Genomic DNA, 13,636 nt, shown 5'->3' with positions numbered 1-13,636 from the left:
AGGGTGCACCTCGCGATGGTGTCGCGCGGCTGGACGGGCAGCCCGGCGGGATCGGCGACCATCGTCGCGCGGACCCCGGCCGCACCCGCCCTGGAGGTCTCGAAGCTCGCCTTCGCCTACCCCGACGGGCACCAGGCGTTGTTCGGCGTGGACCTGCGCGTCGAGCGCGGCGAACGGGTCGCGGTGCTCGGCCCGAACGGCGCGGGCAAGACGACGTTCGCCCTGCACCTCAACGGGGTGCACGCCGGCGGCAGCGGCACGGTCTCGGTCGCGGGCCTGGAGGTGACCAGGAAGAACCTGCGCGAGATCCGCCGTCGCGTCGGGCTCGTCTTCCAGGACCCGGACGACCAGCTCTTCTGCCCGACGGTCGCCGAGGACGTCGCGTTCGGGCCGCGCAACTTCGGCATGTCCGACGTGGACGGCCGGGTGCGCGCGGCACTGCGCTCCGTGGGCATGGAAGCCGTCGCGGACCGCTCGCCGCTGCACCTCTCCGGCGGCCAGCGCCGCCGCGTCGCGCTGGCCTCGGTGCTGGCGTGCGACCCGGAGCTCCTGGTGCTGGACGAACCGTCCGCGAACCTCGAACCCGTCGCCCGCCGCGAGCTCGCCGAGCTGCTGCTGGCGCTGGACCGCACGATGCTGGTGGTCACCCACGACCTGCCGTTCGCGCTGCAGATCTGCCCGCGCAGCGTGCTGATCGACGGCGGCGTGGTCGTCGCGGACGGTCCCACCCGCGAGGTCCTCGCCGACAGCGGCCTGCTCGCCCGGCACCGCCTCGAGCTGCCCTACGGCTTCCGGCTCGACTGAAGCCCGCTCAGCACGATCTCCAGCAGCACCCCGGGGTTCGCGCCCTCGTGCAGGCTCCGCAGCATCCCCTTCATCAGCGCCACCAGGTCGCCGGTCGTGAGGTCGGCCCGGACGGCGCCCGCCCCCTGGGCCCGGTGCAGCAGGCCGCCGAGCGCGCGGTGCAGGTCGTCGAGCAGCTCGGACGGCAGCGTGATCGCGTCGGTCAGGTCCCGCTTGGCCGCCGCCTCGCCGGCCATCCTCGTGAGGAACGCGAACAGCGCCGCGCCGGGGTCGTCCGCCGGCGCGGCCGCCGACTCGATCATGGTCCGCACCCGCGCCTCCGTGACGGCCTGGAAGAGCGCCTGCTTCGTGGGGAAGTGCCGGTAGACCGTGCCGGGCCCGACCCCGGCCCGTGCCGCGATCTCGTCCAGCGGCACGTCGAAGCCCTGCTCCGCGAACAGCTCACGGGCCGCGGACAGCACCTTCTCGCGATTTCGCGCGGCATCGGCCCTCATCGTTGCCAACCGGGGCGTGCGTTCCGTATCGTCCTAAGCGGGGTCACCGTTCCGATTCTAGAGACCGGAGTACGACATGACGCGCACACCCGCGGAGATCGTGGAGCACGTTCGCAGGCAGGTCGCGGGGGAGCAGGGCCACGGCTCGTTCGCCGACCTGTTCACCGAGGACGGCGTGCTGGCCTACCGGTTCCCGGCGCCGTTCCAGCAGCCGGAGATCGAGGGCCGCGACGCGATCCGCGCGTACTTCGACAGGATGAAGGGCGAGCGGGTCCGCGAGAAGATCGAGGTCCAGCACGTCGAGGCGATCACCAGGCTCACCGACGACCCGGACGTGGTCGTCGCCGAGATCACCCACCGCGGCTGGTCGGCGGTGAAGCAGGACCGCTACGCGTTCACCGCCATCGGGATCATCCACTTGCGGCACGGCGAAATCGTCCGCTATGACGACTACATGAACCCGTTGCTGCTGCAGGAACTCCTCGGGGTCTGACGGTGGACCTGCCGGCCTGGTGCCGAGACCACCTGGGGAGCGAACCGGCCGGTGTGCTGTACGAGCGGGCCTCGATCTCCTCGGTCTTCGGCCTCAGGCTGGCCGACGGGCGCGAGGTCTACGTGAAGGCCCGCGAGGACGACGACGGCCGTGCCGAGTCGTGCCTCGCCGCCCAGGCGGCACTGGCCGCGCGGGGGTTCCCCTGCCCCCGCCCGATCACCCCGGTGACGCGCGTCGGCGCGCTGGCCGTGCACGCCGAGGAAGCTCGTCCCGGCGGCGCGGTGCTGCCCGGCTCCTCGCCGGCGGTCGCCCGGCGCTGCGCGGCCGTGTTCGCCCGGCTGATGGAGCTGCTCGCCGGCGTGTCCGTCGCGCCACCGGTGCCCTCCCCGCGCTGGGCCCGGTGGGACCACGCCGATCCGGGGCCGTGGCCCGCGATCGGCTTCCTCGACGCGCGGGACCAGAGCGCGGTGCCGCCGTTCGTCGTGGAGATGGCCGAGCGGCTCCGCGCACGGCTGCTGGCCACCCGGTTGCCGTGCGTGCTGGGGCACGCCGACTTCGAGGCGCAGAACCTGCGCTGGCGGGACGGCGAGGTGTGGGCGGTGCACGACTGGGACAGCCTGGCGTGGCAACCGGAAGCCGCTCTGGTGGGCGCGGCCTCCGGCGCCTTCGCCAACGACTCACCACCGGGCCTGGTGCCCGTCGAGAGCTCCGCCGCGTTCATCGAGGCCTACCAGGAGCACCGCGGGCGGCGGTTCGGCGAGGAGGAGCTGGAGGTCGCCTGGGCCGGGAGCACGTGGACCGCCGTGCACAACGCCCGGTGGGAGGTCCTGCACGGCGACGCGCCGGTCTCGCTCGACGCCGTGCGCGAGCAGGGGCCGCGGCGGCTGCGGCTGGCGAACGCCTAACCGGCCGCGCGCCGCCGCCGTTCCGCGAGCACCGCGGCCAGGTACGGGTGCGGGTGCGTGTGCTCGGCGCGGGGCGCCCGGATGGCGGCCCCGACGTCGTCGGAGAGGCGGGCACCCAGCTCCCACCGCGCCTTCTCGCTCAGCTCGGCGTAGCGGCCGAGGTACTGCCGCACCGCGAGCACCAGCTCGTCCGGGAGCTGCGACAGGTCCAGCCCGGACGCCCACGCGGCCAGTTGCGGCGGCATCCCGGCGAGGTCCACGGTGGGCTTCGGCGCCCGCGTGTGGATCACCACCGTGCCCGCCAGGTAGTCGCCGACGCGCTTGCCCCGCGGCGAGAACAGCGACACGAACAGCGCGATCGCCCCGCCGAGCCCGAGCACCCAGAAGTCCACGACGAACCCGCCGAGCGCGCGCACCAGGGCCTGGCGGAACCGGATCGCGCCGCCGTCGTCACGGACCACGCGCAGGCCCATCACGAGCTTGCCCAGCGAACGGCCGCGCGTCAGCGTCTCGACCGCGGTCGGGTAGCCGATCATCACGGCCACCGTCAGCGCCAGGGCGAACGCGGTCTGCAACGCGCTGTCGAAGTCGGCCGGCGAGATCAGCAGCACGAGCAGCAGCAGGCCGAACTGCACGGCGACGTCGAAAGCGAACGCCACCGCCCTGCTCGCGAGCTGTGCGACCCGCAGGTCCAGAACGACGGCTTCACCAGTGACCAGGTCCCCCACGCGGATAGTGTGACCCATCGTGGATCTGGACGTGTTCATCGAGCGCCACCGCGCGTCGTGGCAGCGGCTCGACCAGCTCGTGCGGCGGTCGGGAAGGCTGACCGGTGCCGAGGCCGACGAGCTGGTCGAGCTCTACCAGCGGGTCACGACGCACCTGTCGACCGTGCGCAGCCGGACCCCGGACCCCGCGACCGTCGAACGGCTCTCGTCCCTCGTCGCGCGGGCGCGCTCGGCGCTCACCGGCACGCACACCCCCGCGTGGCGCGTGGTCACCCGCTTCTTCACCCACCGCCTGCCCGCCGCGATCTACCTCGGCCGGCGCTGGTGGGTGCCCGCGGGCGTGGCGTTCTGCCTCGTCACCGGCCTCCTCGCGGCCTGGATCGCGGCGAACCCCGACGTGCAGGCCACCATCGCCGCCCCGGACGAGATCCGCGAGATGACCAGGGCCGGCGGCGCCTACGAGGCCTACTACTCCAGCGACCCCGCCGGGTCGTTCGCCGCGAAGGTCTGGACGAACAACGCCTGGATCTCCGCCGCCTGCCTGCTGCTCGGCGTGCTGTTCGCGATCCCGCCGATCTACCTGCTGTTCACCAACGCCCTCAACCTCGCCGTCGGCATCGGCCTGATGTTCGGCGCCGGCCGCGGCGGGCTGTTCCTCGGGCTGCTCGCGCCGCACGGGCTGCTGGAGCTGACGGCGGTGTTCGTGGCCGCCGGCATCGGCATGCGGCTGGGCTGGCAGGTGATCGACCCCGGCAGGCGCACCCGCGCCGCCGCGCTCGCCGCCGAGGGGCGGTCGGTGGTGGCGGTGGCGCTCGGGCTCGTGGTCGTGCTGCTGGTGTCCGGTGTGCTGGAGGGGTTCGTGACGCCGTCCGGGCTGCCGACGTGGGCTCGCGTGGGCATCGGGGTGGTCGCCGAGGTCCTCTTCCTGCTCTACGTGTTCGTCATCGGCCGGCGGGCGGCACGGCAGGGGGAGACCGGTGACGTGGACGCGAGCGAACGCGAAGACGTCGCGCCAGTCGCTGTCTAGAGCTTTCCCGCGGCCTTCAACGACAGATAGCGGTCCGCGAGAGCGCGGGGCAGGTCGTCGGGCAGCGCGTCCACGACCTCGACACCGTGCCGTGCGAGCAATGCGGTGAGACGGCGTCGTTCGGCCAATGTCCGTTCCGCGGCAGCGGCGGCGTAGACCGCCTCCAGGTCACCACGGCCGGAAGCCATCGCGTGCACCGCGGGATCGGACACCGACGCGATCAGCAGCCGGTGCCGCGAAGCCACCGCCGGCAACAACGGCAGCAAACCGTGCTCGATCGACGGCTCCAACGACGTCAGCAGCACGACCAGCGAACGCCGGCCGGCCCGGCGCAGCACCTCCGCGACCGCGCCGCGGGCGTCGAACTCGACCAGCTCCGCCTCCAGCGGCGCCATCGCCCGCACCAGGGCGGGCAGCGAGGCACGGGGCACCGAAGCCCGCAGCCGGTGGCTGAACGCGACGAAGTCGACCTGGTCGCGGGCCTGTGCCGCCAGCGCGGACAGCAGCAACGCCGCGTCCATCGACGTGTCCAGGCGCGGCAGGCCGCCCAGGGACCCCTCCACGCGGCCGGCGGAGGTGCGGGCGGTGTCGAGCACGACGACCACCTGCCGGTCGCGCTCGGGACGCCACGTGCGCACCACGACGTCCGTGGACCGGGCGGACGCGCGCCAGTCGATGGAGCGGACGTCGTCGCCGATGACGTACGAGCGCAACGAGTCGAACTCCGTGCCGGCACCGCGGATGAGCGAGGCACGGCGGCCGTCCAGTTCACGCAGGCGTTCCAGCAACGACGGGAGGTGGCGGCGGCTGTGGAACGGCGGCAGCGCACGCACGGTCCACGGGACCTCGTGCGAACCCTGCCGTGCCGCAATCCCCAACGGTCCAAGGGACCGCACGGTCACACGATCCGCAACGCGATCACCTCGGCGGAGCGGGCGCAGCTCGAACGACAGCACACGCGCACCACCGGCGGGCACGTCGATGGGAACCCGGTCGGCGACCACACCGGCAGAAGGCGCCCATGCGTCCCGAAGGACACCACGTAGCCGACGTCCGGGGTTGTGCACGGTCAGCTGAACCTCGCACAACTCGCCCGTGCGCACCGAGGTGGCCCCGGCGCGGGCGAAAGTCAGCCGCCGGACCCCGGCGGCCAGCGCCAGGTCGACCGCCACGCCCAGCACCAGAACCGCGAGCACGACGAGAATCCCCTGCCACGACGGCAGGAGCAGTCCGACGACGAGAACCCCGACGAGCGCGAGCAGGCCCGCGCGACCCGTGAGCGCCACGTCAGCGCGGCACCGGGACCGCGCCGAGCACGCCGTCCAGCACGCCGTCCGCCGTCACGCCCTCCAGCTCGGCCTCCGGGCGCAGCTCCAGCCGGTGCCGCAACGCGGGCCGCGCGAGAGCCTTCACGTCGTCCGGAGTCACGTAGTCACGGCCGGACAGCCACGCCCACGCGCGTGCCACCGCGAGCAAAGCCGTTGCGCCACGAGGGGAAACGCCCAGACGAACAGCCGGAGACTGACGGGTCGCACGACACACGTCCACGACGTAGGCGATCACGTCGGGAGCCACGGTCAACGCGCGCACGGCAGCCGCGCCGGCGTCGAGGTGGGCCGCACCGGCCACCGGCGTCAGCGCCGACAGGTCCCGGGGGTCGAAGCCGGCCGCGTGCCGGGTCAGCACGTCGATCTCGTGGTCGCGTCCGGGGACCGGCATGGTGACCTTGAGCAGGAAACGGTCGAGCTGCGCCTCGGGCAACGGGTAGGTGCCCTCGTACTCGACCGGGTTCTGGGTCGCCACGACGATGAACGGCGACGGCAGCGGCCGCGTCCTGCCGTCGGCGGACACCTGCCGTTCCTCCATCGCCTCCAGCAGCGCGGACTGCGTCTTCGGCGGCGTCCGGTTGATCTCGTCGGCCAGCAGCAGGTTGGTGAAGACGGGGCCTTCGCGGAAGGAGAACGCCGCGTTGTGCGAGTCGAAGACCAGTGAGCCGGTCAGGTCGCCGGGCATCAGGTCGGGCGTGAACTGCACGCGCGTGGTCGAGAGGTCGAGCGCTCGTGCCATCGCGCGCACCAGCAACGTCTTCGCGACGCCCGGCACGCCTTCCAGGAGCACGTGTCCCTTGCACAGCAACGCGAGGATCAACGACGTGACCGCGGAGTCGTTGCCCACCACCGCTTTGCCGATCTCCGTGCGCAACGCCACCAGCGCCGTGCGTGCTTCCTCCGTGGTGACAGTGACAGTCATCCCTTGCGAACCTCGTTCTCCAGTGCGTCCAGCCGGGACGCCAGCGCGACGAGGCCCCGGTCGTCCACCGGCTCCGCGGAACTGAGCAGAGTCCGTACCTCCGCGACGGGTCGCGAAGTCCTGCGAGCGATCTCGTCCGACGGGTCCTCGCCCGCGGGCAGCCCCAGCAGCGGGGTGATCCGGTCACGCGCCGCCTGCCGCAGCACGGCGGCGGCGTGACCCGCGGCGTGCGACCGGCGGTAGAGCCTGGCCCGTCCCTCGACCGTCTCGGTGGCGCGCACCACGACCGGCAGCGGTTCTGGCACCACCCGGCCCAGCCGGCGCGCCCGCCAGAGCGCGATCAGCACGGCCGCGACGCCGAGCTGCAGGGCACCGAACTTCCAGCCGTCCGGGACCAGGTCGGTCAGCGACTTCTGCTGCGACCGGTCCGCCGCGGACGGCACGTACCAGACCAGCCGTTCGTGCCCGCCCAGCAACGACAGCGCGAGCGCCGCGTTGCCCTCGGAGTCGAGGTCGCGGTTGGTGAAGACGGCACCATGACCGAGCGCCGTCACGGTGCCGGTGCGCACCACCGTGGAGTCGTAGCAGCGTTGTTCGCCCTCGTAGACGAACCCGCCGGTGGTCGCCGCACCGGCCTTCGCCGCCAGCGGGCAGCCCGGCTGCCGGGTCCGCGCCTCCACCTGCCCCACCCCGCCCGCCGGCGCGACGAGCACGGTGGCGGCGGCACGGCGGCTGAGGTCGGCGAGCCGCGCCGGGTCGATCAGGTTCGGGTGCGTCACGAACAGCGTCGCCCCGTCCACGGCGGACGCGTCGTCGGTGAGCTCGACGCGCACGCCGTTCTGCTCCAGCAGGTGCGCGACGGCACGACTGCCCTCGGGGCGGTACGACCGCGGGTCGAGCGAGCCGCCCTCACCGCTGCCGCGCAGCAAGGTGATCACGATCGCCGCGCCCAGGATGATCACGCCGATCAGCAGGGGACCGCGCGCCGCCGCCCAGATCCGCCGGGCGTCCGGGGAGACCGGGGAGATGGCCGTCATCCGCGCACCCCGTCGTCGACGGAGACCAGCCGCCGGTAGCCCTCCTCGGTCGCGGGCCTGCCGCCGTAGAAGACGTCGTCGAACTGCACCGCCGCGCCGCGCAGGTCGCCCGCCAGCGCCGGCAGCGCCCTGCCCGCCTCGGAGGCGGCCTCGTCGACGGTGCGCCCGGCGCGGGCGTCGAGCACACCGCGTTGTTCCAGCTCCCGCACGACCGCGCGGAACCGTTCGCGCACGGCCTCGGCGAGGTCGCCGGCCGCGGCGGCGCGGTCGGCGGCGGCACGGTGCTCGGCGGCGGTCAGGACCGCGGTCCCGAACACCTCGCCGCTCGACCGCAGCGCACGGCCCGTGCGGCCGGTGCGGAGGCGGATGACGATCGCGACGACCACCGCGACCACGACGAGGACCGTCACGGCGGTGATGCCGCTGACGCCGCCCGCCCCGGCGAACAGCTCGCCGAGGCGGTCCAGCACCCAGTCGACGGCGCGTTGCAGCGGGTTCGGGTCGTCGGAGACGTACGCGGGGTCGCTGAGCTCCCGCGCGGCCGCCTCCCTGGCCTCGTCGCGGCCGGGATCCACCGGTACGTCAGCGGCCACCATGTCCCGCGGCCCGCTGGAGTTCGATGTCCATGCCCTCGGCGCGCATCCTGCGGTCGACGTAGAGCAGCACGGTGACGGCGGCGCTGAACGGCAGCGTGATCGTCGAGGCGATGATCGCGCCGACCGTCGACAGCAGCAGCGAGCCGATGCTGAGCGCCGCGGCCGGGTCGGCGCTGAAGCCGGTGCTCGCCGCGCCCAGCAGCTGGAACGGCAGGCTGATGATCCAGCTGATCACCATGCCGATCACGACGGTGAGCAGCAGGACGCCGAACGTGCGCCACCACGCGCCCTTGACCAGGTTCTTCGAGCGGCCGAACGCGGTGCCGACGCCGCAGCGCTCCAGCACGAGCGCCGGGGTGACGAGCGCGAACAGCACCCACAGGTAGACGCCGGGGACGGCGCAGAAGACCAGGCCGACGGTGATCAGCAGGCCGGCCAGCAGCGTCGCGCCGAGCAGCGGCAGCAGCCGCGGCTTGAACTCGTCCCAGGCCTGCGCGAACGTGACGGGCTCGCCCAGCACGGCGTGGCCGACCACCACCGTGATGAAGCCGGACAGGAACACCGTGCCGAACAGCAGCGGCAGGAGGCTCAGCAGCGTGCCGCCGAGGAGGGAGACCAGTGAGTTCTGCAGCTGCTCCGCGAGCTGCTCTTCGGTCAGCGCGTTCGGGTCGATGGTGGCCAGCGCGGTGACGTCGTCGAGGAACGGCAGCTGCGCCAGCAGGCCGATGATCTGCGTCAGCGCCGCGACCACCGCCGCGGCGCCGATGATCAGCTTCGGGTAGCGGCGCATCGTGGCGATCGCGCCGTCCACGATCTCACCGACGGCCAGCGGCCGCAGCGGGATCACGCCGGGCTTGATCGACGGTTGCGCCCCCGGTGGCGGAGGGGCGTGGTAGCCGGGCGGCGGCTGCTGCGGCTGGTTGGGTGGCTGGTCGGGTGAGGACCAGCCGGGTGTCTCGGACATAGCTACTACCCCCGGTCGTGGTGTGAGCGGCATCCTTCCAGACGGGGGCCGCCGGAACCGACCGAGCCGATCACGAAACGAGCTCGGTCCGCGCCTTCGCCGGGGTGGTGCGCCGCATGCCGGCCTCGACGCACCTGCGGACCACCTGCGGTTGCTCGCGCATCAGCCGCAGGCCGCGCCGCACCAGCGTCGGCACCGGCTTGCGGGCCTCGGCGACGTCCCTGGCGAACCGGCGCAGGAACGTGACCGGCGGGCTCGGCGCGAGCACGATCGCGTCCCTGAGCACCCCGGCCGCCCTGGCGCCCTCGACCAGCAGGTCGGCGAAGAGGCCCTCGGCGATGAACGCGGGCGCGTCGCCCAGTTCGATCGTCTGCGTGCCCACCGCGCGGTCCTCGCTGATCGAGTAGACCGGTGCCTCGACCTCGCCGGTCTCCGACAGGTCGATGACCGCCCGCAGGGCCTTGTCCGCGTTCCAGGAGCCGGCCGCGTCCCAGTCCGCGCGGCCGTGCTCGTCGCGGGGCAGCAGCGGGTCGTCGCCGTCGCGGTAGAAGTCGTCCAGGCGCAGGACGGGCCAGCACAGGTGGGCGGCGAGGGTCGACTTGCCGGAGCCGGACGGTCCGGCGAGCAGCACGGCGCGGGGGATGGGCACGGAACGCGATCCTCCCATATGTCCTAGGCTCGAACGCATGAGCGAAGGTCTGTTCGACGAGGGCCTCTTCGGCGCGACCGACGAGGAGAAGGCCGAGCGCATCGCGGCCAACGCCCCGCTGGCCGTGCGGATGCGCCCGGCCTCGCTGGACGAGGTCGTCGGTCAGGACCACCTGCTGGGGCCGGGCGCGCCGCTGCGCCGCCTGGTCGAGGGCGCCACCCCGGCGTCGGTGATGCTCTACGGCCCGCCCGGCACCGGCAAGACGACGCTGGCGACGCTGGTGTCCAAGGCGACCGGACGGCGTTTCGTGGCGCTGTCGGCGTTGTCGGCGGGCGTCAAGGAGGTGCGGGCGGTCATCGACGAGGCCCGGCGGCGCCTCGTGCGCTCCGGCGAGTCGACCGTGCTGTTCATCGACGAGGTGCACCGGTTCTCCAAGACCCAGCAGGACGCGCTGCTGGGCGCCGTCGAGGACCGGATCGTGCTGCTGGTCGCGGCCACGACGGAGAACCCCTTCTTCTCGGTGGTGTCGCCGCTGCTGTCGCGGTCGCTGGTGCTGCAGCTCAAGTCGCTGACCGACGAGGGCGTGCGGTCGGTGATCCGGCGCGCGGTCTCCGACGACCGCGGCCTGGGTGGCGGGGTCGTGCTGGAGCCCGCGGCGGAGGACCACCTGATCCGGCTGGCCGGTGGCGACGCGCGCCGGTCGCTGACCGCGCTGGAGGCCGCGGCGGACTCGGCGCTCGCGTCGAACGACGGCGTGATCACGCTGCCGCTGCTGGAGTCCACGGTGGACAAGGCGGCGGTCCGCTACGACCGCGACGGCGACCAGCACTACGACGTGACGTCGGCGTTCATCAAGTCGATCCGGGGCTCGGACGTGGACGCGGCCCTGCACTACCTGGCGCGCATGATCGAGGCGGGGGAGGACCCGCGGTTCATCGCCCGGCGGCTGGTGATCCACGCCAGCGAGGACGTCGGCATGGCCGACCCGACGGCGTTGCAGACCTGCGTGGCGGCGGCCCAGGCCGTGCAGCTCATCGGGCTGCCCGAGTGCGCCCTGAACCTGGCCCAGGCGACGATCCACCTGGCCACCGCGCCGAAGTCGAACGCCGTGACCACCGCGATCAACGGCGCCATCGAGGACGTCCGCAAGGGCGCTATCGGCGCCGTGCCCGCACATCTGCGGGACGGGCACTACGCGGGTGCGGCGAAACTGGGGAACGCGCAGGGCTACCGGTATCCGCACGACGTGCCCGAGGGTGTGCTCACGCAGCAGTACGCGCCGGACGACCTGGTGGGCCGCGACTACTACCAGCCGACCGGCCGTGGCGCCGAACGCGCGGTGGCCGAGCGGTTGCCGAAGCTGCGCCGGGTGATCAGGGGCGAGTGACCGGCGCGACCGCCACCCGGCACCGCTGCCGACACCTCGCGATCCCCCAGCTCGTGCCGACCGGCGAGATCGGGGCGATCGCCGCCCGCCGGGCCGCGAAGTCAGTAGGTTCGGCGAAGTGACGATCAGAGAAGACTTCCTCGCCACCGCCCGCACCGCACTGGACCTGCTGCGCCACGAGCGGGTCGCGCAGAACTGGACCAAGCCCAGCGCCCTGCCCGAGTTCGGGGTCAGCGGCCTCGCGGGACACCTCGCCTACCAGGCCCTGCCACTGCCCTCGATGATCTCCGCGCCTCCCGGTGACGAGCCGGTCGTCGGGCTGATGGAGCACTACGCGCGGGCGAACTGGACCGAGCTGGACACCGGCTCCGAGTTCCACACCCGCATCCGCGCCGGTGGCGAGAAGCTGGCCTCGGACGGCCACTCCGCCCTCGGCGACCTGCTCGAGCGGACGCTCGACGACCTCGCGGAGTCGTTGCCGGGGCTGGACGACCGGCCCGTCCGGATGCCCCACTGGGGACCGTGGGCGGTGCCGCTGGACGAGTACCTGCTCAGCCGGCTGATGGAGTTCGTCGTGCACTGCGACGACCTCGCGGTGAGCGTCGGCGTCGACACCCCCGAGTTCCCGCGCCACGTCAACGAGGCGGTCATCGACCTGCTGACCCGCATGGCGCTCAACCGGCACAAGGCGATCGACGTGGTGCGCGCGCTCAGCCGCAAGGAACGCGCACCGCAGGACATCACCGCGTTCTGAGTTCTAGCGCTTGCACACCATCAGCAGTGCGACCCTTCCGGACAACATGATCTCGTCCGCGGCCATGAACCCGCCGGCCTCGAACGACTTGATGGCGCGCTTGTTGCGCACGTCCGGCTCCATGACGATCCGCGTGCAGTGCGGGTCGGCCTCGAACAGCGCGTCGGTGAGCCGGGGGAGCAGCGCCCGCACCAGCCCGCGGTCGGTCATCGCGAGCTCACCGACCGCCACGGTCAGCCCGAGGTCGTGCGGCCGCGCCCGGTAGCACCGCGCGACGGCGTCGCGGGCCGCGCGGTAGAGCTCGGCGTAGATCACCGGGCGGCCGTGCCAGCTGATCAGCAACGGCCGGACGTCCTCGCCAGCGAGGTGGTCCGCGAGCCGGCGCTGCCACCGCGGCAACGCCCACGCCCGGTGGGAGAACGCCGCCACGTGCGGTGCCTGGTTCCAGCGGTGGACCAGGTGCAGGTCGTACCCGTCGGCACGGGCGAGCCGGGCCTGCCACGGGTGCGTCAGCTCGGGGACCGATGGCGCCTCCGCGGTGGCGTGCTCGCGGTAGGAGTCCAGGTGCGACACCGGCTTCACGAGGCCTCCAGCGCAGACGACTCAGGACCGCCCAACTTCGCGGGCACGGCCCGCGGTGTCAAGCCCTGCGTAACGGACATTGCACAGGCCGTGACAGCCGCACGTCAACGAGCTGGCGGATTTGCGGCGGATGTCCTGTTCGGCCGAGGCCGGAGGAGGGCCGCCGGAAGTCGTTGAAGATCAACAAATGGTGCCGCCCGCCTGGGTGTCGGACCCACCCGGTAACCTCATGCCCAATCACGCCAGAACACCGGTTCACCAGGAGGATCCGTGTCGCCAGGGTGGCTCGCCGCCGGTGCCTTCGTGCTGCTCGTGCTGCTGCTGGCGGTCCCGGCTTTCAAGGCCGCGCGCTTCTTCGACGAAGCGACGATCGCGATGCGCAAGGCCCACGAGAACACGGACCCGTTGTTCACCGAGGCCAACACGACGCTCACGCACGTGAACACGCAGCTCGAGCGCGTCGACGGCATCACGGCGAACGCGCGCGCCGTCACGGGCAACGTCTCGGCGCTCACCAGCCTCTTCACCGCCACGCTCGGCGGGCCGCTGGTCAAGGCCGCCGCGCTGTCCTACGGCGTGAGCAAGGCCGTCAAGGCCCGCCGCAAGGCCGTCGAGCAGCCGAACAAGCACACCAGGCGCCGGCTGAAGCGGGGGTCGCGATGAGCCGCCTCTTCTGGTTCGGGCTGGGTGCCGCGGCCGGGCTCTTCGCCGCGAAGAAGGCCGCCGAGGTCACGCGGCAGGCGACGCCCGCCGGCATCGGCGCCAACGTGGGCGAGGGCCTGCGCGAGCTCGCCGGCGCCATCGGGTCCTTCGGTGCCGAGGTGCGCGTGGGAATGGCCGAACGGGAGCAGGAGTTGCAGGAGACGGTGGAGCGTCAGACGGGATTCACGCCGGGGCGTCGAGCGCCCAGGGCGAACGGCAAGCACTAGTCGTTCGCCTCGTTCGCGTGCCCTGACCACCCCCAGC

17 protein-coding genes are annotated in these 13,636 nt (G+C 72.9%); 8 read left to right on the top strand and 9 right to left on the bottom strand.

Features of this window, described 5'->3' with window-relative positions; genetic code table 11:
- Window positions 1-15 precede the first annotated feature (15 nt).
- The gene (locus BMW88_RS43565; RefSeq protein WP_089956753.1) at window positions 16-804 is read left to right on the top strand and encodes an energy-coupling factor ABC transporter ATP-binding protein; all 789 of its coding nucleotides are present in this window, start codon (window positions 16-18) and stop codon (window positions 802-804) included.
- On the opposite strand, the gene BMW88_RS29085 is transcribed toward BMW88_RS43565, so the two are convergent.
- The gene (locus BMW88_RS29085; RefSeq protein WP_089956539.1) at window positions 783-1,298 is read right to left on the bottom strand and encodes a TetR/AcrR family transcriptional regulator; all 516 of its coding nucleotides are present in this window, start codon (window positions 1,296-1,298) and stop codon (window positions 783-785) included. The genes BMW88_RS43565 and BMW88_RS29085 overlap by 22 nt on opposite strands.
- A gap of 76 nt (window positions 1,299-1,374) precedes the next feature.
- Between BMW88_RS29085 and BMW88_RS29080 the strand changes: the two genes are divergently transcribed.
- Window positions 1,375-1,791 carry a nuclear transport factor 2 family protein gene (locus BMW88_RS29080; RefSeq protein ID WP_089956536.1) on the top strand — a complete coding sequence of 139 codons (417 nt, stop codon included), beginning with the start codon at window positions 1,375-1,377 and terminating at the stop codon, window positions 1,789-1,791.
- A gap of 2 nt (window positions 1,792-1,793) precedes the next feature.
- A complete protein-coding gene (locus tag BMW88_RS29075; RefSeq protein WP_245778135.1) occupies window positions 1,794-2,696 on the top strand; it encodes a protein kinase family protein in 903 nt (300 codons plus the stop codon).
- Here the strand turns inward: BMW88_RS29075 and BMW88_RS29070 are convergent.
- On the bottom strand, window positions 2,693-3,424 hold the full coding sequence (locus BMW88_RS29070; protein WP_245778134.1) for an RDD family protein: 732 nt from the start codon (window positions 3,422-3,424) through the stop codon (window positions 2,693-2,695). The two genes, BMW88_RS29075 and BMW88_RS29070, sit on opposite strands and share 4 nt — an antisense overlap.
- 19 nt (window positions 3,425-3,443) lie before the next feature.
- Between BMW88_RS29070 and BMW88_RS29065 the strand changes: the two genes are divergently transcribed.
- A complete protein-coding gene (locus tag BMW88_RS29065) occupies window positions 3,444-4,451 on the top strand; it encodes a stage II sporulation protein M (RefSeq protein ID WP_089956531.1) in 1,008 nt (335 codons plus the stop codon).
- Here the strand turns inward: BMW88_RS29065 and BMW88_RS29060 are convergent.
- The 6 genes from BMW88_RS29060 to BMW88_RS29035 all read right to left on the bottom strand — a co-directional run bounded on the left by BMW88_RS29060 (window position 4,448) and on the right by BMW88_RS29035 (window position 9,947).
- The gene (locus BMW88_RS29060; RefSeq protein WP_089956527.1) at window positions 4,448-5,737 is read right to left on the bottom strand and encodes a DUF58 domain-containing protein; all 1,290 of its coding nucleotides are present in this window, start codon (window positions 5,735-5,737) and stop codon (window positions 4,448-4,450) included. The two genes, BMW88_RS29065 and BMW88_RS29060, sit on opposite strands and share 4 nt — an antisense overlap.
- A gap of 1 nt (window position 5,738) precedes the next feature.
- The gene (locus BMW88_RS29055) at window positions 5,739-6,701 is read right to left on the bottom strand and encodes an AAA family ATPase (protein WP_089956524.1); all 963 of its coding nucleotides are present in this window, start codon (window positions 6,699-6,701) and stop codon (window positions 5,739-5,741) included.
- Window positions 6,698-7,738 carry a DUF4350 domain-containing protein gene (locus BMW88_RS29050; RefSeq protein WP_245778133.1) on the bottom strand — a complete coding sequence of 347 codons (1,041 nt, stop codon included), beginning with the start codon at window positions 7,736-7,738 and terminating at the stop codon, window positions 6,698-6,700. The genes BMW88_RS29055 and BMW88_RS29050 overlap by 4 nt, the downstream gene beginning before the upstream one ends.
- Window positions 7,735-8,331, bottom strand: a complete 597-nt coding sequence (locus BMW88_RS29045; protein WP_425434701.1) for a DUF4129 domain-containing protein — start codon at window positions 8,329-8,331, stop codon at window positions 7,735-7,737. The genes BMW88_RS29050 and BMW88_RS29045 overlap by 4 nt, the downstream gene beginning before the upstream one ends.
- On the bottom strand, window positions 8,321-9,298 hold the full coding sequence (locus BMW88_RS29040; RefSeq protein ID WP_089956451.1) for a DUF7847 domain-containing protein: 978 nt from the start codon (window positions 9,296-9,298) through the stop codon (window positions 8,321-8,323). The genes BMW88_RS29045 and BMW88_RS29040 overlap by 11 nt, the downstream gene beginning before the upstream one ends.
- A 70-nt stretch (window positions 9,299-9,368) precedes the next feature.
- Window positions 9,369-9,947 carry a uridine kinase family protein gene (locus BMW88_RS29035; protein ID WP_245778132.1) on the bottom strand — a complete coding sequence of 193 codons (579 nt, stop codon included), beginning with the start codon at window positions 9,945-9,947 and terminating at the stop codon, window positions 9,369-9,371.
- A 37-nt stretch (window positions 9,948-9,984) separates the two neighbouring features.
- On the opposite strand from BMW88_RS29035, the gene BMW88_RS29030 reads away from it, so the two are divergent.
- Window positions 9,985-11,334 carry a replication-associated recombination protein A gene (locus BMW88_RS29030; RefSeq protein WP_089956446.1) on the top strand — a complete coding sequence of 450 codons (1,350 nt, stop codon included), beginning with the start codon at window positions 9,985-9,987 and terminating at the stop codon, window positions 11,332-11,334.
- Window positions 11,335-11,452: 118 nt separating this feature from the next.
- Window positions 11,453-12,088 carry a maleylpyruvate isomerase N-terminal domain-containing protein gene (locus BMW88_RS29025; protein ID WP_089956443.1) on the top strand — a complete coding sequence of 212 codons (636 nt, stop codon included), beginning with the start codon at window positions 11,453-11,455 and terminating at the stop codon, window positions 12,086-12,088.
- 3 nt (window positions 12,089-12,091) lie between these two features.
- Here the strand turns inward: BMW88_RS29025 and BMW88_RS29020 are convergent, their stop codons facing one another.
- Entirely contained in the window at window positions 12,092-12,670 is a 579-nt protein-coding gene (locus tag BMW88_RS29020; RefSeq protein ID WP_089956440.1) for a GNAT family N-acetyltransferase, read from the bottom strand.
- A 270-nt stretch (window positions 12,671-12,940) separates the two neighbouring features.
- Here BMW88_RS29020 and BMW88_RS29015 point away from each other — a divergent pair, with 270 nt between their 5' ends.
- Together BMW88_RS29015 and BMW88_RS29010 are read left to right on the top strand one after the other, a co-directional pair.
- On the top strand, window positions 12,941-13,333 hold the full coding sequence (locus BMW88_RS29015; RefSeq protein ID WP_089956438.1) for a DUF948 domain-containing protein: 393 nt from the start codon (window positions 12,941-12,943) through the stop codon (window positions 13,331-13,333).
- The gene (locus tag BMW88_RS29010; protein ID WP_089956435.1) at window positions 13,330-13,599 is read left to right on the top strand and encodes a hypothetical protein; all 270 of its coding nucleotides are present in this window, start codon (window positions 13,330-13,332) and stop codon (window positions 13,597-13,599) included. Before BMW88_RS29015 ends, BMW88_RS29010 begins: the two co-directional genes overlap by 4 nt.
- Window positions 13,600-13,636: the final 37 nt, after the last annotated feature.

The organism is Lentzea xinjiangensis (assembly GCF_900110955.1).
Taxonomy (GTDB): Bacteria; Actinomycetota; Actinomycetes; order Mycobacteriales; family Pseudonocardiaceae; genus Lentzea; species Lentzea xinjiangensis.
This window is presented reverse-complemented; position numbering and strand designations above follow the sequence as displayed.

Bases quoted from the DNA above. Each gene is read 5' to 3' on its own strand.
- BMW88_RS43565 (WP_089956753.1), top strand. From the start codon at position 16: ATGGTGTCGCGCGGCTGGACGGGCAGCCCGGCGGGATCGGCGACCATC.
- BMW88_RS29085 (WP_089956539.1), bottom strand. From the start codon at position 1,298: ATGAGGGCCGATGCCGCGCGAAATCGCGAGAAGGTGCTGTCCGCGGCC.
- BMW88_RS29055 (WP_089956524.1), bottom strand. From the start codon at position 6,701: ATGACTGTCACTGTCACCACGGAGGAAGCACGCACGGCGCTGGTGGCG.
- BMW88_RS29080 (WP_089956536.1), top strand. From the start codon at position 1,375: ATGACGCGCACACCCGCGGAGATCGTGGAGCACGTTCGCAGGCAGGTC.
- BMW88_RS29030 (WP_089956446.1), top strand. From the start codon at position 9,985: ATGAGCGAAGGTCTGTTCGACGAGGGCCTCTTCGGCGCGACCGACGAG.
- BMW88_RS29010 (WP_089956435.1), top strand. From the start codon at position 13,330: ATGAGCCGCCTCTTCTGGTTCGGGCTGGGTGCCGCGGCCGGGCTCTTC.
- BMW88_RS29040 (WP_089956451.1), bottom strand. From the start codon at position 9,298: ATGTCCGAGACACCCGGCTGGTCCTCACCCGACCAGCCACCCAACCAG.
- BMW88_RS29050 (WP_245778133.1), bottom strand. From the start codon at position 7,738: ATGACGGCCATCTCCCCGGTCTCCCCGGACGCCCGGCGGATCTGGGCG.